The sequence below is a fragment of the Paenibacillus mellifer genome (assembly GCF_023195895.1).
GTDB classification, from domain to species: domain Bacteria; phylum Bacillota; class Bacilli; order Paenibacillales; family Paenibacillaceae; genus Fontibacillus; species Fontibacillus mellifer.
This window is the reverse complement of record NZ_JALPRK010000005.1, coordinates 1-26,311: the sequence shown is the minus strand read 5'-3', so window position 1 is coordinate 26,311 and position 26,311 is coordinate 1. Positions and strand designations below refer to the sequence as shown.

General features: G+C 45.4%; 16 protein-coding genes and 10 tRNA genes. 2 read left to right on the top strand and 24 right to left on the bottom strand.

Annotation, left to right across the window (positions count from 1 at the left end; all coding sequences use genetic code 11):
* Positions 1-16: 16 nt before the first annotated feature.
* Positions 17-3,451 (bottom strand): hypothetical protein, encoded by a 3,435-nt coding sequence (locus M0651_RS07495; RefSeq protein WP_248551222.1) that lies wholly within the window; start codon positions 3,449-3,451, stop codon positions 17-19.
* Positions 3,448-4,314 carry a DUF4007 family protein gene (locus M0651_RS07490; RefSeq protein WP_248551221.1) on the bottom strand — a complete coding sequence of 289 codons (867 nt, stop codon included), beginning with the start codon at positions 4,312-4,314 and terminating at the stop codon, positions 3,448-3,450. The genes M0651_RS07495 and M0651_RS07490 overlap by 4 nt, the downstream gene beginning before the upstream one ends.
* Positions 4,315-4,572: 258 nt before the next feature.
* On the opposite strand from M0651_RS07490, the gene M0651_RS07485 reads away from it, so the two are divergent.
* A complete protein-coding gene (locus M0651_RS07485; RefSeq protein WP_248551220.1) occupies positions 4,573-4,812 on the top strand; it encodes a hypothetical protein in 240 nt (79 codons plus the stop codon).
* Between the two features lie 161 nt (positions 4,813-4,973).
* On the opposite strand, the gene M0651_RS07480 is transcribed toward M0651_RS07485, so the two are convergent.
* From M0651_RS07480 to M0651_RS07470, 3 genes are all read right to left on the bottom strand, one after another.
* Positions 4,974-10,601 carry a sacsin N-terminal ATP-binding-like domain-containing protein gene (locus M0651_RS07480; RefSeq protein WP_248551219.1) on the bottom strand — a complete coding sequence of 1,876 codons (5,628 nt, stop codon included), beginning with the start codon at positions 10,599-10,601 and terminating at the stop codon, positions 4,974-4,976.
* Positions 10,602-11,063: 462 nt separating this feature from the next.
* Positions 11,064-11,624: a hypothetical protein gene (locus M0651_RS07475; protein ID WP_248551218.1), complete on the bottom strand. Its 561-nt coding sequence runs from the start codon at positions 11,622-11,624 to the stop codon at positions 11,064-11,066.
* A gap of 26 nt (positions 11,625-11,650) precedes the next feature.
* Complete coding sequence (locus M0651_RS07470; protein ID WP_248551217.1) at positions 11,651-12,211, bottom strand: hypothetical protein; 561 nt, start codon at positions 12,209-12,211, stop codon at positions 11,651-11,653.
* 442 nt (positions 12,212-12,653) lie between these two features.
* Here M0651_RS07470 and M0651_RS07465 point away from each other — a divergent pair, with 442 nt between their 5' ends.
* Positions 12,654-13,406 carry a helix-turn-helix domain-containing protein gene (locus tag M0651_RS07465; protein WP_248551216.1) on the top strand — a complete coding sequence of 251 codons (753 nt, stop codon included), beginning with the start codon at positions 12,654-12,656 and terminating at the stop codon, positions 13,404-13,406.
* A gap of 73 nt (positions 13,407-13,479) precedes the next feature.
* Here the strand turns inward: M0651_RS07465 and M0651_RS07460 are convergent, their stop codons facing one another.
* From M0651_RS07460 to M0651_RS07370, 19 genes are all read right to left on the bottom strand, one after another.
* Positions 13,480-13,815 carry a helix-turn-helix domain-containing protein gene (locus tag M0651_RS07460; RefSeq protein ID WP_248551215.1) on the bottom strand — a complete coding sequence of 112 codons (336 nt, stop codon included), beginning with the start codon at positions 13,813-13,815 and terminating at the stop codon, positions 13,480-13,482.
* Positions 13,816-14,265: 450 nt separating this feature from the next.
* Positions 14,266-16,098: a glutamine--fructose-6-phosphate transaminase (isomerizing) gene (glmS, locus tag M0651_RS07455; protein WP_248551214.1), complete on the bottom strand. Its 1,833-nt coding sequence runs from the start codon at positions 16,096-16,098 to the stop codon at positions 14,266-14,268.
* 93 nt (positions 16,099-16,191) lie between these two features.
* Complete coding sequence (locus tag M0651_RS07450) at positions 16,192-16,518, bottom strand: hypothetical protein (protein WP_248551213.1); 327 nt, start codon at positions 16,516-16,518, stop codon at positions 16,192-16,194.
* A gap of 320 nt (positions 16,519-16,838) precedes the next feature.
* Positions 16,839-18,179, bottom strand: coding sequence for a phosphoglucosamine mutase (gene glmM / locus M0651_RS07445; RefSeq protein WP_248551212.1), 1,341 nt, complete (start codon positions 18,177-18,179; stop codon positions 16,839-16,841).
* Positions 18,180-18,280: 101 nt separating this feature from the next.
* Positions 18,281-19,651 carry a CdaR family protein gene (locus M0651_RS07440; protein WP_248551211.1) on the bottom strand — a complete coding sequence of 457 codons (1,371 nt, stop codon included), beginning with the start codon at positions 19,649-19,651 and terminating at the stop codon, positions 18,281-18,283.
* On the bottom strand, positions 19,644-20,474 hold the full coding sequence (cdaA, locus tag M0651_RS07435; RefSeq protein WP_248551210.1) for a diadenylate cyclase CdaA: 831 nt from the start codon (positions 20,472-20,474) through the stop codon (positions 19,644-19,646). Before cdaA ends, M0651_RS07440 begins: the two co-directional genes overlap by 8 nt.
* 249 nt (positions 20,475-20,723) lie before the next feature.
* On the bottom strand, positions 20,724-21,344 hold the full coding sequence (locus M0651_RS07430) for a zf-HC2 domain-containing protein (protein WP_248551209.1): 621 nt from the start codon (positions 21,342-21,344) through the stop codon (positions 20,724-20,726).
* Between the two features lie 137 nt (positions 21,345-21,481).
* Positions 21,482-22,057: an RNA polymerase sigma factor SigW gene (gene sigW, locus M0651_RS07425; protein WP_155608456.1), complete on the bottom strand. Its 576-nt coding sequence runs from the start codon at positions 22,055-22,057 to the stop codon at positions 21,482-21,484.
* Between the two features lie 232 nt (positions 22,058-22,289).
* Positions 22,290-25,085 carry a phosphoenolpyruvate carboxylase gene (gene ppc / locus M0651_RS07420; RefSeq protein WP_248551208.1) on the bottom strand — a complete coding sequence of 932 codons (2,796 nt, stop codon included), beginning with the start codon at positions 25,083-25,085 and terminating at the stop codon, positions 22,290-22,292.
* Between the two features lie 333 nt (positions 25,086-25,418).
* A tRNA-Gly gene (locus M0651_RS07415) sits at positions 25,419-25,492 on the bottom strand.
* A gap of 12 nt (positions 25,493-25,504) precedes the next feature.
* Positions 25,505-25,581, bottom strand: a tRNA-Pro gene (locus tag M0651_RS07410).
* A 27-nt stretch (positions 25,582-25,608) separates the two neighbouring features.
* A tRNA-Arg gene (locus tag M0651_RS07405) sits at positions 25,609-25,685 on the bottom strand.
* Between the two features lie 9 nt (positions 25,686-25,694).
* Positions 25,695-25,769 (bottom strand) — tRNA-Gly (locus tag M0651_RS07400).
* An 8-nt stretch (positions 25,770-25,777) separates the two neighbouring features.
* Positions 25,778-25,861 (bottom strand) — tRNA-Leu (locus M0651_RS07395).
* Positions 25,862-25,874: 13 nt separating this feature from the next.
* Positions 25,875-25,950 (bottom strand) — tRNA-Lys (locus tag M0651_RS07390).
* 13 nt (positions 25,951-25,963) lie between these two features.
* A tRNA-Gln gene (locus M0651_RS07385) sits at positions 25,964-26,038 on the bottom strand.
* A 6-nt stretch (positions 26,039-26,044) separates the two neighbouring features.
* Positions 26,045-26,120 (bottom strand) — tRNA-Val (locus M0651_RS07380).
* Positions 26,121-26,146: 26 nt separating this feature from the next.
* Positions 26,147-26,221: transfer RNA gene (locus M0651_RS07375), tRNA-Glu, on the bottom strand.
* 11 nt (positions 26,222-26,232) lie between these two features.
* Positions 26,233-26,305, bottom strand: a tRNA-Thr gene (locus M0651_RS07370).
* Between the last annotated feature and the right edge of the window lie 6 nt (positions 26,306-26,311).

The window sequence follows — 26,311 nt, the reverse complement described above, 5'->3', positions numbered from 1 at the left end:
TGGCAACTCCTCTCAATTAATCCTCTGAGATTTCTTTCAATAATTCCAAAAGTAAAATCTGTATCTCAGCCTTAGGGACCTTCCTCTTCATTTGTACCATATTTGCCCTTGTTGAATTAAATATAGCTTGTGATTTCTCCGACAAACTAACTTTAGGGATTGCAATCGAACTATTACCAACTTTTATTTCAATATACGATGCTACGTTTATTTCACTCTTTAGATTTTCTAGATAGGTATTTACTTGTGAAATAAAAAGTTGGTCTGTTGTATCGGACCAGTTTTCTCTTTTTACCCCTACTACCTTTTCGCACAAGTGATCGACCCAGTTCGATACTTGAGCTGTTAGAATCGATTGTACGAAAGGATTGCTAGCTTTAACTATCGCTTCTTGTTTTTCAGCCCATCCCTTTAACTCATCAAACGATAATGCATTTGCTGCTTGAAGAATGCATTTACCGATATGGTTTTTATGTGTTTCATTATAATCCTCGCACTCGGAGCGTACACTACTTAAAACCTCCATCTTATTAATACTTTTACATAATTGATGAATCCGCTCTATAGAAGTCTCCGGTTGAACCTCGCCTTGACGAATACATTCTTTTATTTGGTTCGCGAGTTCTGATAACTGGCCTGTGTTTTGCGTAATCCGCGGTAATGACCGCAACCATCTTAATAACACCTGATTAACAAATACGGCAGGGTGAAGGTAATCATCTTCAATTTGAATAAAATCTTCAAATAAACCCTTGATAATTTGTAATAAACCATTGTACTTTGAATTGAATGGTAGATACTTAAAGGTATATTGCTCTGGATTGTCTACTACATAGTAAAGTAAATCACCATCAACTTTAGCATTGAACATGCCATTGTGATAAAACATTAAATAATTCCATTCATGATGTAACAGTGCCGCGAATAGTATGGGAACTACTGGTTTCCTAACGCCATACGGTGGATTCGAAATGATTTTAATTAAATCTGAAACCTTTCCACTGCCTTGCTCTATGATATCCAGCAGCTCATTTCTTAGCTTCTTCAAACTTTCATTGTCGGTAATTTCCGGGTGATCAAAATTGATACGATTATTTTTAATTACCGTAGCAAAAATCAAATAATCCGGTCCATACCCTTGAATTTCTATATTTTTTGTTTTATGAATTTGTATGATCTTATCCAGTACCTGAATTGCAGCCTTTCTCTGGACCTTTGTTATTGTATTCCTGTTAAAGGCTTCATTACGAATTTCGGGCGTGTCGGAATAAATTTTCTCCATAACATCTGATAAGAATTGACTCAATGCCATACCACTCTTTACGGTATGGTGCTCTCCCTTATAAATCCAAGAACAATGTTGAAATTTTGTAATAGGTTCAAGTGCCTGGTTTAATTTAAAAATAGTATGGCTAATGATTGTCTCAATTTCGTCCAAAAGATATTTGTCTTGGCTAATGAAATATTTATCATCACGCATCAAATGCAACATCGCTAGCCTTTCTATATCTCTATCAATTGAGATACCCTCATTCGCAGTGACAAATAGTATTTTTTCTTTTTTCACACTCCACTCTTTAATGAATTTTCTTAAAGATTCGTTATCTGTATCCGTGTCATTGAATACGTAAACTATCGCTGCATCTACGTTATCGTAGTCAGCAAAAACTGATTGGAAAGAGCCTTCGTCATTTAGTTCTGATTGATAAATCGGAACTACTGGTGCAAATCTAGTGATACTTTTCTCATCGTTATACTGTTTTGGAAGGACGTATTTATGAATAAGTACCGATCGCAGCAAATCCATTCTTTGCCGTTTTTTTAAAGGGTGTGACTGAAGTCTTTCGTCGATTGAAGCTTCAATATCAACACTACTACCCTCAAATAATTCCCAATAATCAAATGCACTGTTAAAACGAATTACTTTTTTGGAATGTAGCTGTTCTAGTATGAGCCTTGTCCACGAAATCTCCCATGCAAAAGCAAATGAAATAAACTCCTCATTTGGATCTTGCTGAGGATATAAGCCCGAAATGTTCCAGATTGCAAGTAATTTAAGGACCTTTAACTGATCAGAATAAGTTGGCGATTCAGGCAATCTCTTTTGCAATCGGTGGTACAATGAATAGGCCTGACCTGTTAGAGAATCCAACTCGAATTCGCCAAATGATGGTTCAAAATAGTCAAAAACACTGTCAATTCTGTACCAATCTTTCTTTCGTTCGTAATAAGACTTTAAGCCCCCACGTTCATCACTTTCTAGAAAAGTGAATAACGTTCTCTCATTTTGAGCAACAAGATTCGCTAGTTGTGGAAGTACAAATAACGAAACGGGATGTAAAGGATATGATTTTTTTATTACGAGTGAATCAATTTCAAATACATTTAAATCAGGAAACAAATTAAAATACCGAAGTTCTTGGACAAAGTCATCAACTTTAATTTTATCGTTTCTATAGTCTTGTGTTAGTAAGCTTGATAAACGAATAAATGTCGATGGATCTGCTTTTGTATAATAAGTATTATAACGTTTTTCAATTCTTTGAAATTCTTTTTGTAATTCTTCATTATAACGTAAAGCATACTGTCCTAAATTACGATGAGTGATCAGCAACATGTTTAAATTGTTGCCTTGATCTGAGTTTGAAAATTCGGCTAAATCCTGCAATTCCTGCATTGTTTCATGCACTTCAGTAGGCGGTAGTGTCTGTAAGAATCGACCAAACTCATCATAAATAATAAACAAACCAAGATTTTTCGCCCGTAATTCACTAAGAATATATTTTAATTGGTTAATAATATCTTTATCAAAGTTGATGCTTAAATGAGACCCCGACGTAAGTACCGGGTAGATTTTTTTGAACCATTCAATAGCGCTAACATTTACTTTCTCTATGTCTTTGCGCCATGTGTCAACAGTCCACTTCATTTCCTCCAACAAAACGATAAATTGATTGTAGGTTGATTCATACTTATCTTTCCAAGTGTCAACGATCCTTAAAATATCCGCAACTATAATTGGTTCTGAAAAATTAAGATCTTGTTCCCGCAATGTATTATATAAAGCTGATAAAAGACTCCTTCTAAAGTTACCTTCGTTACCATTTAGAAACACGGGGATAAACGTTTTGTTTGTTTGCTTAACATCAAGTAAAAGACTATGTATCTGATCATCTACAGACTGAAATTTTTTCAAAACTTGTTGAAACAACTCGTTACTGACATTCTTAGAAACAATACCAGCCAAAATAGTTCCTACCAACGACTTACCCGAGCCATATGGACCTACAATGATATGCGCCCGAGTTCCTTCTCCTAAAAATCCTTTAAGCAGCCCCTTCAAAGCATCAGCATGTGAAGGAGTTGGCAAATATCTCTCATACAAAATCTGTCGCCCATAATCGAACCGAATGTTTATACTTGGCTGAAAAAATACCTTCTCCTTAATCATATCCGTTCCCTCACATAACGCTTATATTCTTCTTCCAAATATTCAAGTGGACTAATTTTTGGTAATAATATAGTATCTAGTCTGTTTGTACGATCAAATCTGATAGGCCTGTATGGATGGTGAGTTAACGAGTCGAGGGCTTTAATGATTTCATTTCTAGGGAGATGAAATACTTTGCCCCAAAGAAAATCTTGTTTCTGAATATCCTCAACCGATATCTGATTTATACCGGTTTTAATTTGGTAATCTAATAATGTGTACATAAGTGCGCCAAGTCCTATATCGGAATACTTTAGATTTTTTTTCGTAATAACCGACTTTTCTTCTATTAACAGACCTATGCCACTTAAAGGGCTTTGGATCACTTCTTCGGGATCTTCATTCTTTCCCTTGTCACAATAAAGTCGAACCAAACAGTCAATATCCCGTTTAATTGAGTTTACTGAGGGTTTTTTAGGCTCATTTTTATCTAACCAAAACAAGAAATCATCGATAATTTCTTCTTTCGTCGATGATTTCTTAGCATAATGATTAAAATACCAATACCATGCCGTACTTGGTTCCACCGCATCAACCAAATGGTAATGTATAATGCTTGCTGTATCAATTAATTCGACATAAGGATCATAGTCGTTCATTAATTTCCCAAATGCTGATATTTCCTGTTCAGCCTTGTTATTGACCTCGGCAATCCCGGTTGCGACCACCCAATGCCGCAATGACTGAACCATGTTTTTACCAAGTCCAATCTTTTCTGCTGCTTCCTCTCTGTAAAGAAATTTATTATCATTTTCGATATTTTTGATGGCTTTCCTCAGCCAATTAATCCGCAAATAAAAACTTTGGTGCTGACCATATCCCATACCCAAAACCCTTTCCGCTGGAGACTACCTTCCAGAAATGAGTATACCACATTTTGAACATCAAAGATATTGCGGTTATTACGTAACAAGGGTCTATTTAAATAGAAATCCTATTACTAGGATCTCTTTCAAAATTTTTCTCATACTAATCCGTCATATTCCGTCGATAACTATACAGTGCTATACTTACTACAATGAAAGCTTGTTCAAAATTTCAGTAAATACGTTCATCTTTTAAAAAATAGAGAGGTGTGCCCTTTGAAAAAAAGTGAAGTACAAACTCACCTAGAAGCCCTTTATATTGATTACTATGATGGTCTTTATACAGACCAACAATTAAAACAAATGCTTACAAAACTTTACAAATCGGTTGATCTAACTTCGCAAGAATGGTCAGAAATGATTCTTGATGCTCAGTGGAAATACGCTTCTGATCGGGATTATGAATTGAAACGATTGCAACTTTTTAGGAATAATCAGGACACACCCACAAACTAAAAATCGCGGAGTTTGTGGCAGTTAAATGGTAAATATATGTTCATGTCCTCCGACATTTATTGTCAGAGGACATGCTTGACCTTTCTCCTATAGATTACCGAGACCGTTTATACTGTATTACCCATGGGTACGAAATGAATATGCAACCCCACGTCTCTTCATTATTCTTTGCCTTTCTCAGACCATCGGAAAAACACCCGCGCACCGGCCTCTACAATTCGGTACAGTTCCTTGTTCGCGCCGGCATATGGATTGGAAAGCCAGTGGAACTCGGGTTTATCGAACACGTTTGTTATGAATAGAACGACAAACTCCTTCGTCCGCTTGCTAGCGTCTTCGATTGCCCTGCGCTGTTCCGTGGAACCGAGTTCAAAATAAGGCTCTCTGCCTCTCGTCGCTTTGACCTCAATATGATACGTTTTTCTATTTTGCGTGATTTCAAAGTCATATCCCAACCGGTCGTCACCAGTCTCCCCTCCGAAACGGTACATACGGTTTTCGGACTTCCAGCTATCCGTGCTGCAAGCGTTTGGGAATCGTTTCTGCAAATACCGGTAAGCCCACAACTCGCCGACAATGCCAACCGTCATTTCAATTTGCTTGTTCTCTCTCACAATCGTACCTTTTGTTTGTATGCCCCTACCGCTTCCGTTTCTTTGTCTTCGTGGACCCATCTTTCCTAATTCTATAGGATTAAGAATGTCACCATATACAGTATCTTCCGGCAAGGTCATGGAATCGACCAGGTTCGCCAATTGATATAAATTGGATTCTTCAGTATCAAATGGTCGGCCAAAAATTGTAGCCGTTCGTTTTGCCTTGTTCGCTTTCTCTTTCTCCTGCTCCAATTTCTCTTCAGCCTGTTCTAGGTCGCCATCTTGGACTTGAAGCAAGGTCAATAACTCATGCCGTGACTTTACCGATACGATTCCTTCCGGCAAGAAGTGACCTAACTGCCCCATTGAGGGACTCGCTAGGATAAATGTATAAGCATCTTTATCTTCCCAATGCACAAGTTCCATTCGCTCCTCGAGACCTTCACGCAATATATTTTGGAACAGAGTCGTTTCGGGGACATGAAGCACGCTTGGCGTATTCAAGCCCTTTACTTGATAATGCGCAAGAAAGGCGGATAGCATGACCTTAATTGTGTTGCGAACCAGGATTTGATTGCTCTGTTTTATCTCATATGCGGACACATTGATATCGGGAATCGTTTGTGATAATAAGTCCTTAATATCCGTGAAGTACGACACCCCACGGATTGAGGCCAACAGATTGAAATCAACTCTCATCTCGTGCAAAACCTCCATCAGGCTCCCCACAAATACCTCTTCCGGCAACTGCCAATACAAAGTGCACCAACCATTTGGAAGCTTCCAACTCTCGTATTCAGCTTTGCTAGCAACATATTCATCAATGCCCTGCCGACCTGAGCGGACTTCATATCGAAGAATGCCGTACACTAAATCCCTGAACAGCCCTTTCAGACTGTTGAACTCCTGTATGAGTTCACCATTTTCGATGATTCTTCTCGGCACTGTCATCCCTGCGAGCGCTTCATTCCAGACTGACAATGGGACATCGAATTCGTCAAACAAACGTTGTCCCATTTGGAAATCATTTGCGGACTCTTTAGCAAACCTAAGCAGATTCGTAGATTTTATAGTATCAGGAAGGACTTCATCCAACAACTCTTTCAAATCGCCCTCTTCTGTTAGCTGTTTGTCTAGAAGAATTTCTCCATCCCCATACAGCCTAAGTACAGGAGCTAGCCTATCGATCACCCAGCCAAGGTTGTGATTTAACGCATGCTCGACCGACTCAAAATTTTCTTCCGAGATCTTGATGGATTGAAGCGCCCTGATCAGTGCCTGTCGGTCCGGAACGACGCTGCGTAAATCGAAATCAAGCTTGGAAAATGCATGCTTTAAATACATTTCCATTGGCACATTCTCTAGATATTCCGCTAATGCCGTCGCAAGCTCTTCTTCATTTCCGCGGGTTGCTTTTTCGATAAAAATCGTTTTATGTTCCTTACTAGCATGGATCAGATGACGCGTCTGTTCAAGTGAACCGGAGTGCTTATCTTCCAGCGAAATTACAATACTTTCACAGAAAACGATCCTTATCCCCTGCAGCTCGGATAACAATCGGTTATAAGCGGGGGATGAAACGTTGATGTAACTATCCTCGCGGAATATAGCTACTGTCAATAGGAAAGGCAGTAACCATTGGCGATCGCCTTCGATAAACATTTCGTCCGACTCTGACGGTATGTCGCTGTTCCAGTCACTGTCGTCGATTCGAACCAACTGTGTCAGGTCAGAAAGCAGAGGTAGCGCTTCACCATACATCGACTTGAGCAGTTCCGCATAACCTGGCCGTCCGTCGATCAAAAGGATGGACACAAGTGGGTTTCGCTCTAAACGGACGACTAATTTCTTGTCATCAGGGATGTAGATTCTTTCCGACGTTTCACCCAAGTCCGCCACGTGAACTTTTCTAGCTTTGGTGTACAGAATTTTGGACGGAGGCGTGATGTCCGCATGCCGGTGTTGATCGCCCATCTGCTGTAGCAAAGTATCCCAGGCTGTCCGATAATGGCCTTTCAGGTAATTCATCTGATTTGGATTCACTTTGTCTTCAAAGTGTAATGTAGCTAGCAAATCGAGCAGCTTGACAGCTTCCTTTGCGCTCGTGGCTCTGAATTTGTTCAGACCCAACTTGCAAAACAACTCCAATCGCCCGTCCTGCTCGAGCTCCGAAACGACAAATCTGTCCATATAGGGGACAAAGGAGAAGTTTGCCCTGGATGCAGTTAAATCGGCCGCGGGGACATACCATGTATCAGCTATGCGTCGGAAAGTGAAATCCTCCAACTTGTCAGCTGGAACAGGAACCCAGGCAAGCTGCTGTAGCGTCACATAGACGAGAGAAGGTGCAGTTAGATAAGGAGTTGCACCCCGCATTTTGTGAATACGAAGCCACCGCCATTCCCCTGTCTCCCAGTATGTAGCGGAGTACACGACCAAGCTGGCGAACAATCGCTTTACATCATCTGAGAAATGCTCATACCCTTTAATGCCATCTATATTCATGACTTCCCTTAGCTCATACTCAAAATCACCTTCATAATTGCAGCGGGCCGCCTCTACTGCTTTCTTGAAATCTAACATTTGCCCCTTTTCAAAATAACCTTCCGTAGGGGTGTTGAATCGGTAACGATTCCCCCACCCTCTAAATGATATCGTTCCCCCAGGTACAGCAGGAACCAGCTTTAAATAGTCCGTAGCCCCACAAATTTTAAAGAATCGTGCAACCCTACTTTCTCCAAACTTCTGAAAAGAATGAGGCAGTTCACTCATGTTTAACAACTGCCGGCCCAAACCACCATAATAAGCTGTTGCTTCGAAGAATCGCGAGAGCATTCCGGCGTGGTTTGTCACACCAGTACGGTCCCAGTCGGCGGAGAAGTATGATTCGATTGCCGGTATCCATCCTGATCGTGACGGAAGCCAGAGCCGTAAGAAACGATTCTGATAGGAATCTGTCGCTCTCGAACCAAAACATAGATGCATCGCCCAATCCAACAACTCGAACAGTTGATCAGATTTGGTTGTCCCGTATGGAACCCGTCTGCTTGGCATTTCCGGGAGGATGATCTTATCCAGAAACGTCTGCACACGGAAATCCTCGACGAGATTGCCATTTCGCAGATACTTCAACAAATCGCCAGTTCTCTTGCCCCCTTTCTCACGATGCTTGTCCAGTTCTTCATTTAAATATGCGATTTTGTACCGCATAAAAGAGGGGATTTTGTCCGGATCATGCGATGTTGCTTCTTCCCCATTGGCATCCGTAGACTGAGAGGGGGATAAGAACACTTCGCCCAATTGCTCCTCATCTCCGGCTAAGTGAAGTTCACCGTCCTGCCCTAGAAGTACATAACGGCGTTGCAATCGCTCGGGATCGGGAATCAGCAGCATCACTTCGTCGTAGAACAGTTGCCAAACGGCGATAGAACTATCTAGACTTCGTAGTAACCGGGCGTACGTCTCGATCCATTCCGCTTTATGATTATCGTCTGGATACATGTTGATATTCGCATGTTTGGCGAGCATATCGAGAGCCGGATACCGATCATCACTGACATCGCAGACAATGCCGATTCCTAACTTTCCAGATAGATCTTCTCTCGAAAACAGACGATAGGACCACATTTTCGGAAGACAGATCAAATCTGCCATGGTGCCGAATTCTTGCTGATTGTCCACGTTGCGAAAGGGTAGAATCGGCCAATGCGCCAACTCGATCTGATCCTCTTTCAGAATACGGTCTACGTGCGAGGCGAGGATGCGGCCGGGCTCACTCTCACCAAGGTTCGAGCGGAAGCTAAGCAAATCGATGACCATATCCCCTGATTCTGGCGGTTGGAGATCCAGTACCTGCCGGACTGCTTCCAGGAGGAAGCTTGCCAATTCCGACAGAAGCAATCCGTTCCATCTCTTCCCGTGGTCAATTCCGCCGCGATTGATCTGTCCAAAGAACGGAGCATTTAAATGCGCAGCGAGTCCAGTTGACTGCCTTGTAGGCAAATAAATATAGATAAGACCTGTTTCACGACGCCCTCCTTTGCGAACTGCCACTTCAATTCGTGCTTCATCTAAATCCGCCCAGCTCTGATGCAGCTCGCTCACTGCCTGGAGGATTTTGTTTCTCATTTGAGGGTCACCAATGCCTCCGATCGTCTTCGTCCAACGCCAATACAATGCCGGCTCTTGTTCTTCCGACCAAATCAGGACCTCCGAGAGTTTGCTGTCGCGATCTATCAAGGTGGTCTCCTTTTTGTACATCTTCTTCTCTTGCACTAGAAGACCATCTTCTGCCCGATGCTCTATTTGTAGTTCTGTGATATGATCCAGAAAGAGCCATGACTGTTCGTTGAGATCGAACATGGCTTTCTTGGTAAGGTCTAACGCATCGGGTTGATTGAGCTCTAAACGGATGATTGTGACATACCCTTCCTCTCCGAGTTGTTTAAGGATAGGATCTGCGTCATTCGGACTTAAGGGAAACGGAAGCGAATATGGAGACAGATGCTTCATTTCCGAGTAGAAAAAATGTCTGATAGCATTCTCCCTGTTCGGATACAACCGATGTACAATCTGCTCTAACTCTTCAATTTGTTGATGTGGCCAATGCTTCATAGTGACAGGTACGCCGAAGATATCGCCGAAATCGGGAACTTGTTTCCTTTCCACCATTTCGATGATTTTTTCAGTCAGTAATTCAATCTTATCCGGCGTAAATTCGAAGCAGAATCCGGAGAAACCCTCTTCGTCTTCCCACTTACCCGAATAGACTTGCGGTGACATGCAGACCTGCAACACACTTTTAAACCCTACTCCCTTGTTACCGACAGACTCTGAAGGTTTCTTGTCGCTTAACGCGAGACTAGACAGAGATTTGAAATTATTTTCCGTAATGGGTCTACCTGTGTTGGCAAAATAGAATACGGAATGACGACCACTGTTCTCTGAAAGAACCATTTTTATTTTGCCGTTACACGACGGATCATCCAATCGTCCACTACATATGGCATCATATCCATTCTGGAGTAGCTCGATAACAAATCGATTTGCATATTCGTGCTTCATGTGATCGATAACATTTGACAAGCTCCTGTAAGTCTGATTGTCGTTCAATACCTGATTCAGAAAAACTTGCAGTTCACCCATCGTCTTAGTGGCAATCGTAGTTAACCTGTCTTCGGTTTGAAGGATCATGCTTATCTGCTCCTACATATTTTTTATTAAGTATTTATTCGAGCAAAACACACTCTTACCTTTTCGGGTGAACAAAAAATACTGATATGCATCAAAATCAGTGGAATTTCTCCAAAACTATTAAAAATGCAGTAAACCCGGACTGATATGCAGACTGGGCTAGAGTAAAGTCGTATATAATGAATTGAGCTAAGACTAATGAACTACTCTTTAAAATGGAGATCAAATGCTACAAATCAACCTCCTCCGAAATTAATAGTTTTACCCTCTTTCATCATAATCCAACACCACTTGGGGAGAGGATCCCCCAAGTAACAAAAACAGCCTTATTTCTAAAGGCTGAATTGGACTTCCGTCTATTTGGCACTCCTGGAACGTCTCCTGATGAAACGAGGTAACTCAGCCTGTCGTAAAAAACTTGAACTTGGTCAAACTCTTCAGTTCCCCCTTCGTAAACAACGTTCATTTTTTGCCGAGCACCCGTCTGGCTGAATTATGAGCTGCACTAAAATATACATTGTGTTTCTTCTCCGTACCGATATAACTAACCATTAAATCATATCCCTTGAGTTCTTTGCTAATCTCCGCCAATAATTGCCGGAGATCTGAAACAGCTTCTCGCATGAATGCTCTTCTTGGCATGCTGTCTGTATACAGTAAACGTTCTATATGATCGCAGTCCGAGTAAATAATTATTCGTTCCGGCCTTACCAGTCTCCTTGAGTAAAATCCCAAAATTTTAGGTAGTGTTGACACCGCGAAGGATACCGCTTTCAGTTCTGCGTACATTGGAACATTCACATAGCCCATATATAATTTCTTAGACTCCACCTTTGTTTCCCCGTCTCCAACAAAACAAACTCCTACGCCCGCCACCTCTTGGTCTGGTATAGTTGAACAATCACAATAAACACTTATTGTCTGCCGATCATGTAGAATACTTTGCATTTCTGCTAATCGCTCGAACGGTATTTTCGATAACGGATGTTTAGATTCTGTATATCTTAGCGTTCGACTTTTCATAATAAACCTGCCTTCCAAAATACATTCTACTCCGTTATCTTTGGCCCATTATTTCCATACATGTGCATTCTAGCGATTTTTAAGGCAATCTCCAGGCCCTCCATTTTTCCTTGAATGACTTCATTGATCGAATCATTTTGGAACTCCAGGTAAAGCTCATCAAAATAAGATTCTAAATGCTCAATAAGATCCCCCAAAGAAGGCTCTTCTTTATTGGTTGTCCAGCGTTCGTCATACACACCCTTTGCTTCCTTTGGAGACATTCTCTCAAGAAGCTCTTCAAACTTAAGAATGACAGCAGCTGCATCTATTGCTTCTGGATATCCTACCTTGTCGAAGGCGCCTATTAATGTTCCAACCGCTTGTTTTATGCTGATTTGAACTCGCAAATTATTAGCTGCATTTTCAATAAGTATGCCGCTAGTGGAAACAGCCGCCTTTTGAATAATTGGGTCCTTAGTTTTCAGAAAAAATCGGATTGTTTCGAGATAATTTGCAAAATTGTCTTCGCGAGGAAGTTTATCAATATGATCATCCAGAATTGAAATTAGTAACTTCACTTTTTCAGAATCACTTAATAATGACATGGGCTACCTCAATTCTCCATAAATGCACATGAAAATAAGGTTATTGATAAGAAGTATCGGGGTTAAATGAACATTCTGCATTTCGGTAATTTTATTTTTAGCTCTAACCTCATAAGTATAGGTTATTTGCGTTCGGAATAAACAGATATCTGCAGGATGCTAGGGGATGACGCAATACGTCGACCATTCTTCATATTTTCAATTTTTCAAAATAAAAGCCAATTTTCTATGAACATCCATTACAATAGGTATAGACGATAGAAGAAATACTTATGCGATTAAATGAGTTTGGAAAATGGACCAAGCGAACGAGCAGGTTAATTTATTTGTTCACGAAACACTATGGCCATTAAATCATCGGTGAACGCTAATAATTGCAATCACATTGAGAGGGCAGTTGCTCTTTCTCTAATGGATAAAACTTAAATGGGATCGTGATCGTATGCAAAACAATGATGCTTTATCCTTTGAGCTTTTAATTAAAAATATTATTAAAGAGGAATTTGACCTTTGGATGACATTCCTCAAAGAGAAGGACAGAAACGAAAGCACCTCTCGTAAATCATATTTGACCATAAAAGAAATATCAGATTTAACAGGAATCGGTACTTATACCTTACGACAACTAACCTATGCCAGAGCTATGCCACATCTTTTAGTAAAGTCCAGGATCATTTTTGACCACTCCAGCATCGCAGATACTATTGCGAAATTTATAGAAGAAGGTTGGAGTGATCCTGATAAAATGTGGGATGTAAAAAAGGTTCAGGAGGATATAAGAAACTTTTCGTCTAAAAAGGAGAATCAACAACCCATGATCGATGAAATTATCCGTAATATCATTAAAGAAGAGTTAGCTGCTTTTTCTGAAGATATCCTTAAACAAACGAAGAAAAGTAAAGAAAGCTATTATGGGAGAACAATATTAACTATAAAAGAAGCTGCAGAATACTTCCGTACAAGCACTTCAACAATATACAGCTTGGTCAAAGAAGATGGAATGCCACATCTTAAAATTCAAAGTAGGTTTTATATTGTAATGGAGGAGGCTGAAGCCTTCTTGTGGAGAGAAACAGCAAAATCATATGCCACGTCAGGTAATGTATATTGGCAACGGTTACTCCAACGATTAGATTGGGAGGAAAAAGAACGTGAGATAGCGTATCAAAATGCATTAAAGAGGTATGGGAAATAAAACACAATCGGCAAGCATAAATCTCGTCTACAAAATACCGACGAGATTACCTCGTATTAGGGTGGAGGTATAATCATATTGTTGATCTTAACCTATTTTTTAGTTCAACTATTTCAATAATCTCAAACTTATCATAATCATTCAATCTTCTATACCCCTCTAATAACTGCTTCTCACTATCGTCATTATATGTAGTTCCATCTTCTGCTTCGCTACCAGTCAATAGCCAGTTAAGATTTACATTATATTGTTGTCTAAGTGATACTAATGTTTCCGAAGATGGATTAATATTGCCCATTTCTATTTCACTTAAATTACCTTGAGAAATCCCAATAGTCTTAGCAAATTGTGTTTGGTTAAGATTGTTTTCTTTCCTAATACATTTTATTCTATAACCAATATCTTTCATCCCAATCCCTCACTGTTCACTTATGTGAATTTAGTTATTTGACAATAATAGAATCTCTTGAGATTATGCTGCGACGTAATATGTCTAATTGTAAAAAAAGAGGGGGAACCTTCAATATTTCTCATCAGGACCCCCTCTAGATGTTTATTAAATTAAGCCAAACATGAGCCAAACATGTAGTTCCATACTTTTTTAACTGGTTCCACACATTAATATCACTGACATTTATCAACTCAATATGTAACTTGGAGACCCTGGTCAAACCAGGTTCTCCACTTGCCACTTATAATCTTCAGTACATAACATTAATACCATCAGTACACAACTTATTTTCCTAGTACCCAACTTTAATACAATTAGTACTCGATTTTTAAGTTAGTACACAACATATTTACATTTAGTACACAACACTAATACCAAATTCCAAAAGTTCCGCAACGTTACTCCCGCTTACTCCACCGTCACGCTCTTCGCCAAATTCCGCGGCTTGTCGACATCGTTCCCGCGAGCCAGCGCTGCGTAGTACGCGAGCAGTTGCAGCGGTACGACGGACAAGGCCGGCGTCAGCAGCGGCAACGTCTTCGGAATGGCCAGCGCTTGGTCAACGGACTTCAGCAGGTCAGGCACGTTCTCTTCGTGCGTAATCGCCATGACGTCCGCCCCGCGGGCTTTCACTTCCTTGATGTTGCTGACGGTTTTCTCAAGCACGGTTTCCTGGGTCGCAAGCGCGATGACCGGAACCCCTTCTTCGATCAAGGCCAGTGTGCCGTGCTTCAACTCGCCAGCGGCGTACGCTTCGGAGTGGATGTAGGAAATCTCTTTCAGCTTCAACGAGCCTTCCTGCACGACGGAATAGTCAAGGCCCCGGCCGATAAAGAACAGATGCTCGTGGCTGGCGATTTGCTCAGCGTAAGCTTTCACCGTATCGGCTTGAGCCAACATGCTCTCTACCTGCTCCGGCAGCGAATGCATCGCGGCGATGACATGGGCTACATCGTCCGCGCTTTGCGTACCGCGTACTTGAGCCATGTACAGGCCAAGCAGATAGAACGCGATCAGCTGCGACGTATATGCCTTCGTCGAAGCGACGGCAATTTCCGGACCGGCCAGCGTAGCAATCACATCGTCCGCGTCGCGGGCGATCGAGCTGCCAACCACGTTGGTGATCGCCAGTACATGCGCGCCGTTCGCTTGCGCTTCACGCAGTGCCGCCAACGTATCCGCTGTTTCACCGGATTGGCTGACCACGATCACAAGCGTCTCTGGCGTGATCAGCGGCGAGCGATAACGATATTCCGAAGCAACGTCGTTCATCACCGGAATGCGTACCAGTTGCTCGATCGCCGTCCCGCCGACCAGACCGGCATTATAAGCCGTACCGCAGGCGATAACATGAACCGAGTTCAAGCTGCGGATTTTTTCGTCCGACAGTTTAAGGCCTGGAAGCACGACCTTCCGTCCACTTTCGTCGATGCGTCCCAGCATCGTGTCGCGGTAAGCCTTCGGTTGCTCGTGGATCTCTTTCAGCATGAAATGATCGAAACCGCCTTTTTCCGCGGTCACGGCGTCCCAATCGACACGAATCATTTCCCGAGAAATAAAATTCCCTTCGATCGTCATCAATTCGACAGCATCCTTCGTCAATACTGCCATCTCACCGTCGTTCAAGATATACACGTTCCGCGTATAATTCAACAAAGCCGGAATGTCGGAGCCGATAAAGTTTTCACCTTCACCGAGACCGATAATGAGCGGGCTAGCTTGACGAACGGCAACCAGCTTCTCAGGTTCATACTCGGTCAGAACACCAAGTGCAAAAGCGCCGCGCATAAAACTGATTGCTTTCTGAACGGCTTTCACGATGTCGCCTTGATATTCGCGAGCCACCAGATGGGAAATGACCTCGGTATCCGTTTCCGAGACGAAGACATACCCTTGCTCAATCAGTTCTTCCTTCAACTCCAGATAGTTTTCGACAATCCCGTTATGCACGACCGAAAACTTCTGAGTATGGTCGGTATGCGGATGGGAATTCACGTCAGACGGTTTGCCATGCGTAGCCCAGCGGGTATGACCGATCCCGGCCGATCCTTTGAGCGGTGCACCTTCCAATTTCGACTCCAGATTGGCCAGACGTCCCAACGATTTCGCGATTTTCAAGCCGTTCGACGTAAATACCGCGATCCCGGCCGAGTCGTACCCGCGGTACTCCAGCTTCTTCAATCCGTCAAGCAACACCGACTGCGTATCCCGATTCCCAATATATCCAACAATACCACACATAATATTTTATCCTCCGTTTCATTCTTACAAGATGGTTATTGGCCGTAAGAAGCGGAACACGGAAGAAGAATCACGCAGTGTACTGAGACAGAACTATTCAATTGTCAAAAAAACACCTCGGTAAAAAGCAGACGATTCTGCAATTTTCAACCACTTTTTCACGAATGCCCAGATTGCTCCGTCCACCGCGGATTTCTTCCGCGCTGCTTGCTTACGTACATTCATGAAAGTCCAATGAATGTGATGTTCCATCTGCCCGCACGGTTTGTGGGAACGGTCGCCCATTCCTTTTGCCGATGCGGTTACGGTGCGATGAAGCACCGGGAGGCCCCCGCCGAACATTCCGAACACCTCCACCTCGTCAACTTCGCTTTGCCATACGCTTGGGTTCGCTAACGCCTCAAGATTCTCTGTGGTCACCGGCAGAATGGCCTTCCGCCTCTGCCTTAGCGACTACATCTCCTAAGAGCGCCTGGTTGCCCTCTACGATCCCAACGTACGCGCACAATGAAGTTCTGGCGCTTAACTTCCGGTAAACCTGACAACCCTCGCTTTCTTTGCTCGAATATTCTTAATTATATGCACCTTCACCCGATTTGGCAATGATCAACTTGTCCTGTTTCAGTAAATCATGCCTTTTGTCCTTACGACCCAAACGCAAAAACCGCCAGACAGGAAAACTCTCCCATCTGACGGCCTTGAGGTCCTATAAGAATAACGATGAAACCAGGTCCAGTTCGTTATACCAGCTGCTTCTCCACGACCTCCACGATTTGCGCGACCAGTTGCTCCAGCTCCGCCTTCTCCGGCCCTTCAGCCATGACGCGGATAAGCGATTCCGTCCCCGACGGACGAACCAGCACCCGTCCGTTATCGCCCAGCTCTTGCTCGACCTCGGCAATCGCTTCGGCAATCTGAGCGTTTCCGGCAAACTTGCTCTTGTCCTGTACACGAACGTTTACCAGCACCTGCGGATACTGCTTCATCACCTTCTTCAGCTCGCTAAGCGGCTTACCGGAAGTCAGCAGCGTGTCAACCAGCTGAATCGCCGTCAGAATCCCGTCCCCGGTCGTATTGTAGTCCAGGAAAATCACATGCCCGGATTGCTCTCCGCCTAGATTGTAACCGCCTCGCAGCATCTCTGCCATTACGTAACGGTCACCCACCGCAGTTTGTTGGGTAGCCAGCCCCAGTTTCTTAGTCGCCTTGTAGAAGCCGAAATTACTCATCACGGTCGATACGACCGTATTGTCTTTCAGCTTACCCGCTTTATTCATGGCGTCGCCGCAGATACATAGGATGTAGTCGCCATCCACTTCTTCGCCTAACTCGTCGATGGCGATTAACCGGTCCGCATCACCGTCGAAAGCAAGTCCAAGATGCGCACCCAGACGCACGACTTCTTCCTTGAGCCGCTCTGGATGCGTGGATCCGCAATGGTCGTTAATGTTGAGGCCGTTCGGCTCGGCGGCCAACGTATGCACTTCGGCGCCCAGCTCGCGGAACAGCTTCGGTGCAAGCTCATAAGCCGCCCCGTTCGCACAATCCAGCACAACCTTTAGCCCTTTGAACGAAGAACTAATCGTCGTTTTCAGGTGATCAAGGTATTTCAGCTTCGATTCGTTATCGACGGTTACCGTACCCAAACCGCCGCCGATCGGTCGTGGCAACTCGTCGACAGCTTTATCGAGCAGCTCTTCGATTTGCAATTCCGTATCATCTGACAGCTTAAATCCGTCGCTGCCAAAGAATTTAATCCCGTTATCCTCCACCGGATTATGGGAGGCGGAAATCATGACGCCCGCATCCGCTTGAAGCAAGCGGGTCAAATAGGCCACCGCCGGAGTCGTTACAACACCCAGACGAATGACATCGGCGCCGATCGACAGCATCCCCGCCACCAGCGCAGACTCCAGCATGACGCCCGAAATCCGCGTGTCCATGCCGATAACAACTTTCGGTTTGGAAGACTGCCCAGTCAACACATAACCGCCGCAGCGTCCGATCTGGTAAGCCAGCTCAGCTGTCAGCTCTTGATTCGCAATTCCTCTTACGCCATCCGTTCCAAAATACTTCCCCATGGTTTCACTCCCTCAATATTTTGCCAGCACCGCACTATTCTCCACATCTCCCGGGTGGCGACTGTCCGGTCTATATTCTTGGTTGTCCGCTAATATTCTTGTTACGTACCGTTGCCCGAGGTAACGTCCTCTGTCGCATTGCCGCCTTCCTCCTGATGGGTTGGCGTTCCGTTTCCAGCCGGGTTTTGTGTACCGTCCGCCGGGTCCGGATGCTCCACAGGTTCACCGGAGGTCGGGTTCCCTTTCTCCGTCAGCTCCACGTCAACGGTCATTGAAGTTGCCGTGTCGGCCAATTCCACACCTTCTGGCAGTTTCACTTCGATCGGTACCGTGTGGGTTCCCGCCCCAAGATGCGCCAGGTCAGCTGTAATCTGAATGTCCTCCGGCTGAAGAGCATCCAACGTCCCGCTGGGCCCGACCACCGTCAAGCTCAGCTTCGCATCAGCCGGTAGGATCCATTTGACGTCGTACGAAGATCCAGCGTTCTTTAACGTGACCGGGACACCGTCAAGCTGCTTTTGCCCGCCGGGCTTGACATGCAATGTGATCGTGACAGAGCTCGGCTCGATTTTCTCAAAACCTTCCGGAGGAGTCAAGTCCACCGAGTATTTAGTCTCAGTCGACCCGTCAGAACGGCTCAGATCGACCGTCACCGGATAGGAGGATATACCCTCCAATGCTTCTTTGGAGCCGTACAGAACAACGCCTTCCACATCGGTTTCGACACCGGTTAAGACATATCCGGAAGGCAGCTGCCCCGCTTTGCGTACTTCGAGCGGCACATTTTTGTACAGTTTATTGATCGGTACTTCCACATCCACGGAACTAGGCGAAATTTTCGCATTTTCCATCGGTTGCCCTTGCTTATCATATGCCGTCAGTTTGACGCTTTTGCCTTTAACCGAATCCTTGAGACCGCTGACGTCAACTGTGCCCTCCACTTTACTCAACTCTTGGACTTCACTCGCCGGCAGCGTCACATCAACGGTTCCAGCTCCGGCAACAATTGGAGTCCCAAGCACTAATCCATCGGCCGGCTCCCCTTTTGTGACAATGGTCACGGGGATCGTCCGAGTCTCTTTAGCTTCGATCGTCACTTTCACGATGGAGGGGTCCATCGAGATTAATTCAACTCCAGGTGGAAGCTCATGGGTCAACGGGAGCGTAAACGTTCCGGGTCCCAGATTTTCAAGATTCAACCTTGCCTTATAATCGGAGAAGTTCGTCGTCAAATCAATTCGCTTTCCTTTGACTTCCATACGTACCGTGCTAGGCTCAAGGTCATACAAAATATATTTGTCCTCGTCAAATCCGGTCACTTCGATTTTGACGTTGTCGATGAATCGCGGCTGCGCCAGGGTCGTAGAGTCAACGGGGGTCCCGCTGTCCAGATGCACCATGGCCCACAGAATAATGCTAAAGACAAGTGCGAGGACCTTGGCAAAATTGTTATGAGTCAGCCATTTATCCATTTTTGCCGGCCTCCTTCCGTCTGCGGAACGGGCTGCGTTTCTCTTTCGTGTTCGAGTTGGGACCTAATTCCGCATACAGCTTGGAAATCAGCGACTCCTCGTTGATATCCCGAACGACTTGACCGTCAATCGCCAGCGATATTTGCCCCGTCTCCTCAGATACGACGATAGATACGGCATCACCGACCTCACTAATGCCAATCGCCGCCCGGTGCCTTGTACCCAATTCCTTACTGATGAAAGGATTCTCCGACAGCGGCAAATAGCAGGCGGCAGCTGAAATCCGATGTCCCTGGATAATCACCGCCCCGTCATGCAGCGGCGTATTCGGGATGAAGATGTTGATCAGCAGCTGCGAAGAAATGATGGACTGCATCGGAATCCCCGATTCGGTATATTCATTTAAGCCCGTATCGCGTTCAAAAACGATAAGGGCCCCTATCTTTCTACGTGATAAATAATTCACGGCCTTAATTATTTCGCCGATCTCTTTGCCAAATTCCTCTTCGTCCGCACTGTTCCTCCCGAACAACTTGCCCCGGCCGAGCTGCTCCAACGCACGTCGAAGTTCTGGCTGAAAAATGATGAAGATCGCCAGCACCCCAAATGTAAACATCTGATTCATCAGCCATTTCAGCGTGTATAAGTCAAACCAGGTACTCACGGCCCAAATAAACACCAGGACCAGAATCCCCTTGAGCAGCTGAACGGCACGTGTTCCCCGTACGAGCAGAATCAGGTGATAGATGATATAGGTAACGATGAGGATATCGATAACATCCTTAATGGTATCCTGCCAAGTCAGATTCACAAAATAGTTCATGCTGCGACCCCCGGAATGTTCCTTGCGGACGTTACGCCCGCCGACTAGGAAACGATATGTACAGCTATACAAGCTTGTCTCTATAAGTTTCCCCTAAGTACTAGGTTATAACGTTCACAAGTTAGATGCAAGCGTTCAGTAAAAATAGGTTCATTCCGTATCAACTGTTAATTTCTTCCTGCCCCGGCCAAATAAAAAAGCGCCCCATCCCGAAGGGAGAGGCGCCAATTTATTCAACATTGTTCTACATCACCTATAAGCGACTTCCGTAAACGTATTGATGATCCTGTACCAGATCCAGTCCAGCGCTTGATCAATCTGCTTGACTTCACCCGAGACATGCGCCGTGGAGGCTTGGTAATAGGAGCCGTCAATCACCGTCAAATTGCCTTGTACCTCGCCGTAAATTTCGGCCTTGCCATTCTCGATTGTTAAGTTCCCGACAATTTTGGACTCGCTTGGTACGGTGACCGTGTCGCCTTGAATAATGACCTGATCCAGGTCCGCTCCTTTAACGACGAGTTGATCGTCGCTATCCCAAAGAGATACCGTACTGAACAGCATGACCAGCAGAAACATCGCTGCCGCCGTCAACGCCGGATGGCGTCTGATCCATTGGATCCATGCCTGTTGCTTGGGCTGACTCGGGATCTGGCTGATGATCCGGTTCACCAGTTCATCAGGAGCCGACATGTTCGTATGCTGCTTAATCGTCGCAAACAGCATCATTTCGGTTCGTTCCAATTCCCTGAATTCCTTTAGGCAATCCGGACACTGATCTAGATGCAGCTTCAGCTGTTCGACATGGTCGCGGCTCAATTCGCCGTCCAGGTAATCATGCATCATGGATGAGGCATGTTTGCATTCCATATCAGCCAATCCTTTCAGTAGTACTAATCTATGCGAAAAGCGGAGGGCACGGCTAGAGATCATAGTCGTCCTACCTTAACATACGTAACGGTTCACATTTCGTTTCAAAAAATAATATCGTCAGAGGAGTCCTCATTTTATAGCATTTTATGTTCCAGCTTCTTACGCAAAAATTCCCGCCCGCGATGAACGCGTGTCTTGACCGTCGTCACCGGCATATCCAACACGTCGCTAATCTCTTGCAGCGACATTTCCTGCAGATAACGGAGCACGATCACCGACTTGTATTTGGCAGGTAAGCCGTCGATGGCTTGGTGGATGGTCTGCTGCGTTTCCGACAGCAAGTATTCCGATTCCGGCGTCCGTTCATCCCCGGGAATCAAGGTATATCCGTCCATGCCTTCCTGATCGTTCATTTCGGCGTCCAGATAATAACTCGGCTTCCGCTTGCGCAGCCGATCAATGCACAAGTTCGTCGCGATCCGGTAAATCCATGTTGAGAACTTCTGTTTATCGTCGTACCGGCTCCAATTTTTGTGCACCCTTAAGAACGTCTCCTGCACGACATCCTCCGCCTCGTGACGATTGGACAACATCCGGTATGCGAGATGATAAAGCTTATCCTTATATAAATCAACAAGTTCGGCGAAGGCTCCCTGGTCTCCTTTGCGGGCCAGCTTCACCAGTCTTGCATCAAAATGTTCCACCACCATATTTTCCCCCAAATCGGTTGGAAGGGCTCAGGTACATGATATCCAAATATTATACCCTGCCTGTCCGGCTATTCGTCCCCAAAAGGGTACTTCCAGTCGTCGGCACTTCATTCAAATGTTAAAGCAACTTTTCACAAAATGCAATACATTCAGCAAAAGCAGCTTGCAAAAAAGCCGGACCTTCTCATGGAGAAGGCCCGGCTTGGTTATCCTGTTGATCAACCTAAAGGTATCAGCCTGTATTACGAAGACCGGCAGCAATTCCGTTAATCGTAAGCAAAACTTCACGCAGCAGCTCGGCATCATCCTGTCCTTGGTCTCGCACCGTGCGCAGTTCCGTTAAGAGCTGAACCTGCAGATAGCTAAGCGGATCGACATAAGGGTTACGCAAGCGGATCGATTCTTGCAGCCCTGGAATGTTATCGAGAATCTCGGTAATCCCCGAGATTTTCAACACCATGTCCCGTGTCAAGCGGAACTCCTCTTCGATTTGACTGAGGATGCGATTCTTCACCTCGTCATCTGAGCACATTTTCGCGTACTCTTTAGCGATCACCAGGTCCGCCTTGATCAGCGCGAACTGCAGTGTATCAACCACCGTCCTGAAGAAAGAGAAATGCTGGTACATATCTTGAAGAACCTTGAGGTTCTCTTCGTTGTTTTGGTAGAAGTCCAGTAGTCCGGTACCCGCTGCGTACCAAGCCGGGAATAAGTACCGGCTTTGCGTCCAAGCGAATACCCATGGAATCGCCCGTAAATCCTCAAACCGGTCACTGTTCTTACGCTTGGAAGGACGGGAGCCGATGTTCAGCTCGCCCACTTCGACAAGTGGCGTCGATTCGCGGAAGAATTTCAAGAAATCCGGTTCTCGGAAAACAAGGTCCTGATACTTCTCAAGCGACTTCTCGGAAATACCCGCCATAATTTCTTCCCAGCGTTGCTCTTCCGGACTTGGGCCTTGATGCAGCTTCGCTTGAATCGCTGCGGTGATCAGCGCCGAGGTCGCTTGTTCCAAGCTGCGGTACGCGATGCCGCGTAAGGAATAACGCGAAGAAATCACTTCGCCTTGCTCGGTGATCTTGATCCCCCCGCCAATCGTTTCTGGCGGTTGTACCAGGATGCTGCGGTTCAGCGGCATCCCACCGCGTCCAAGCGCGCCGCCGCGTCCGTGGAAGAACTTTAGCTTGACACCAAATTCATTGGCCGCCGCCGTAATTTGTTTCAGCGCCACCCGCAGTTCCCAGTTTGCCGTAACCACACCGCCGTCTTTATTACTATCGGAGTAGCCCAGCATAATCTCCTGGAGGTCGTTCATTGCCGCGACCGACTCGCGGTAGATCGGCATATTGAACAACTGACGCATGATCCCTGGCGCTGCATGCAAATCGTCGATCGTCTCAAACAGCGGGACCGATTGCAGCGTGCAAACGACCGTACCATCGGCGTCTTTGCGGAATAAGCCTACCTCTTTCGAGAAGACCATCACCTCAAGAATATCGCTAGCCGCTTCTGTCATACTGATGAGATAGCTGGTGATACACTGCTGACCGTATTCTTTTTGCGCGAGATAGACGGTCCGGTAAACATCCAAGCATTCTCTCGTATTCTCACTGTAATCCTGATAAGGAGAAGTGAGTGGCCGCGGGTCGTTTAACAAACGTTCCAGCAACTCGATCTTGTCTTGCTCCTCCAGCTCGGCATAGTTGTCTACGATGTTCATCTTCGCCAAAATTTCCGTCATAGCGTTCTCATGCTCTTTGCTGTGCTGGCGGATATCCAGCGTAGCTGTATGGAAGCCAAACAGCTCTGCCTGGCGAATTAGCTTCTTAATGTGGGTATCGGCGACATAGTCAGCATAGTGATGACGCAAGCTGCGGTCGATGATTTTCAGATCCTGGATAAACGCTTCAACACTCGGGTAACGTTCCGGCGTGTCCTTCGTGCTGTCGTCCAGCACATTGTGCAGCTTCTCCGTCAAGTACGTCAGCTTAATACGATACGGTTCTTTGTCGTTATTCCATTGCTGCGTTTTGCGCAAAGTGACTTGAAGGCGATCCCGTTGGATCGAGGCCATCAGTTCGTCCGTAACGTCTACGATGCTGGTGCTGAAGCTGAGGTGCTTAAACAACTCAGACAAAATCCGCTGATATTCGCGTACCGACAGTTTACGCTGCATCCGCAACGTCTCCCACGTAACATCTGAGGTAACAGATGGATTACCGTCCCGGTCGCCGCCGATCCAAGAACCGAACCGCAAATACGCGGGTACGTGCCAATAATGTTCCGGATAGTATTTAGTCAAACAGCGTTCCAGCTCCTGATACACTTCAGGCAAGACATGGAATAAGGTTTCATGAAAATAGTACATGCCGTTTCTGACTTCATCCAGAACGGTGGGCTTACGATCGCGCAACTCATCGGTTTGCCAAAGCGTAATTACCTCGTTGAGCAGTTTCTCCCGCAGCTGCTCGCGTTCACGGAACGTGAGCGTCGGGTTATCCAGCTGCATGACATCGTCTGCGATACGCTTGTGGATGTCCAGAATCGCACGACGCATCGCTTCCGTCGGATGGGCCGTCATGACCAATTCCAGAGACATGCCTCCCAGGATTTCCTGGGCTTCAGCATAGTTGAAGCCTTGTTCTTTCAGATCGCGGACAGCTGCTTCGATCGTACCGGTCTGAACGGTCTCCCCGGCTGACAGCTCATAGTCACGTTTGCGGCGAATCCGGTGGTTCTGCTCTGCAATATTCACCAGTTGGAAGTAGATCGCAAATGCACGGATCACTTGATGACGGATTCCGGGCTCCAAAGAATTGATCATTTCCTTAAATTCTTCATGCAATTCCGGCAAAAATACAGCCCGCAGGGATTTACTGGCTTCACGTATCTTCTCGACAATATCCAAGAGCTCATTGCCGCCCTGATGTACCAGGACCTCTCCTAGAATATTGCCCAAAAAACGAATGTCGCGCCGAAGCAAGTTATTCGAGTTGCCTTTTCCTGCGGTAACCGTTAACTCTGTCATGTTTCTCCCCCATTTCATCCCTAATGCAGCAAGCTTCCTTCCGCATAGTCATCATCTTTGTCGTTTAGACCAAATGGCGTTCGCAAGGCGTTTCTTAACATCATACAATAAACTTCCCTGAAAATCTTCACTTAATTTGTAAGAAATATGGTCGAAGACTACTGTGCACGAGCCGCGAGAGCTATTCATTTCAACTCCACTTACCCTAACACGGTAAAGCAGTAAAATGCAAGGGTATAAGTTAATGATAGAAAACTTTTATACCCGGGTATGAGGTAATGTTAAAATTATAACAAAAAACATCATCTTATCCGATGATGTTGCTGTTATGTATGGAGCGGGTGATGGGAATCGAACCCACGCTACCAGCTTGGAAGGCTGGAGTTCTACCATTGAACTACACCCGCACCTTAAAGAAATGGTCGGGATGACACGATTCGAACATGCGACCCCCTGGTCCCAAACCAGGTGCTCTACCAAGCTGAGCTACATCCCGTCAATAAGGTGGTATTGATTGAAAAAATGGCGCGCCCTAAGAGATTCGAACTCCTGACCTTTTGATTCGTAGTCAAACGCTCTATCCAGCTGAGCTAAGGGCGCGTATTTAGATGGAGCGGACGACGGGAATCGAACCCGCGACCCTCGCCTTGGCAAGGCGATGCTCTACCGCTGAGCCACGTCCGCATTAAAGATGGTGCGCGTGGAGGGACTTGAACCCCCACGTCAAAGACGCTAGATCCTAAGTCTAGTGCGTCTGCCAATTCCGCCACACGCGCACATTATTAAAACTGGTGAGCCATGAAGGACTCGAACCTTCGACACCCTGATTAAAAGTCAGGTGCTCTACCAACTGAGCTAATGGCTCTCACTAAGAAAGATGGCTGGGGATATAGGATTCGAACCTATGCATGACGGAGTCAAAGTCCGTTGCCTTACCGCTTGGCTAATCCCCAATAAGATGGTGGAGGCTGAGGGGATCGAACCCCCGACCCTCTGCTTGTAAGGCAGATGCTCTCCCAGCTGAGCTAAGCCTCCATATCTGAGATCTACATATACGAAGATGGTGACCCGTAGGGGATTCGAACCCCTGTTACCTCCGTGAAAGGGAGGTGTCTTAACCCCTTGACCAACGGGCCTTATGTAGAGAAGCTCTCAACCGGGATCGAACCGGTGACCTCATCCTTACCATGGATGCACTCTACCTACTGAGCTATGAGAGCATATGG